Annotated in this window: 1 rRNA gene (running past one end of the window); it reads left to right on the top strand. The window is 51.6% G+C overall.

Annotated features, from left to right (window positions below):
• Nucleotides 1-1,391 (top strand): 23S ribosomal RNA (locus KO518_RS16945) (it extends 1,648 nt beyond the left edge of the window).
• Nucleotides 1,392-1,409: the final 18 nt, after the last annotated feature.

The raw sequence follows: 1,409 nt of genomic DNA, 5'->3' as shown, positions 1-1,409 counted from the left end.
AAGGCCGAGACACGAGACGAGCTCCCAAGGGAGTGAAGTTGTTGATGCCCTGCTTCCAGGAAAAGCTTCTAAACTTATGATTATGTGAACCGTACCCCAAACCGACACAGGTGGTCAGGTAGAGAATACTAAGGCGCTTGAGAGAACTCGGGTGAAGGAACTCGGCAAAATAGTACCGTAACTTCGGGAGAAGGTACGCCCCTGTTTGTGAAGGCTTTACGCCGTAAGCAGATGGGGGTCGCAGTGACCAGGTGGCTGGGACTGTTTATTAAAAACACAGCACTGTGCAAAATCGAAAGATGACGTATACGGTGTGACACCTGCCCGGTGCCGGAAGGTTAATTGATGGGGTTAGCTTAGGCGAAGCTCTTGATCGAAGCCCCGGTAAACGGCGGCCGTAACTATAACGGTCCTAAGGTAGCGAAATTCCTTGTCGGGTAAGTTCCGACCTGCACGAATGGTGTAACCATGGCCACGCTGTCTCCACCCGAGACTCAGTGAAATTGAAATCGCAGTGAAGATGCTGTGTACCCGCACCTAGACGGAAAGACCCCGTGAACCTTTACTACAGCTTGGCACTGAACATTGAACCTACTTGTGTAGGATAGGTGGGAGGCTTTGAAATGCAGACGCTAGTTTGCATGGAGCCGACCTTGAAATACCACCCTGGTATGTTTGATGTTCTAACATAGGTCCCTAATCGGGATTGTGGACAGTGTCTGGTGGGTAGTTTGACTGGGGCGGTCTCCTCCCAAATAGTAACGGAGGAGCACGAAGGTTAGCTAATCACGGTCGGACATCGTGAGGTTAGTGCAATGGCATAAGCTAGCTTAACTGCGAGACAGACACGTCGAGCAGGTACGAAAGTAGGTCATAGTGATCCGGTGGTTCTGTATGGAAGGGCCATCGCTCAACGGATAAAAGGTACTCCGGGGATAACAGGCTGATACCGCCCAAGAGTTCATATCGACGGCGGTGTTTGGCACCTCGATGTCGGCTCATCACATCCTGGGGCTGAAGTCGGTCCCAAGGGTATGGCTGTTCGCCATTTAAAGTGGTACGCGAGCTGGGTTTAGAACGTCGTGAGACAGTTCGGTCCCTATCTGGTGTGGGCGTTGGATGATTGAGGGGAGCTGCTCCTAGTACGAGAGGACCGGAGTGGACGAACCGCTGGTGTTCGGGTTGTTTTGCCAAAGGCATTGCCCGGTAGCCAAGTTCGGAATCGATAACCGCTGAAAGCATCTAAGCGGGAAGCGAGCCCCAAGATGAGTCATCCCTGAGGTTTAACCTCTCTGAAGGGTTGTTGTAGACTACGACGTTGATAGGCAGGATGTGGAAGTGTTGCAAGGCATTAAGCTAACCTGTACTAATTGCCCGTGAGGCTTAACCATACAACGCCTAAATGGCTT

Origin of the sequence: Aestuariibacter sp. A3R04 (assembly GCF_018860805.1) — a bacterium.
In the GTDB taxonomy this organism is placed as follows: Bacteria; Pseudomonadota; Gammaproteobacteria; order Enterobacterales; family Alteromonadaceae; genus Alteromonas.
This window is presented reverse-complemented; position numbering and strand designations above follow the sequence as displayed.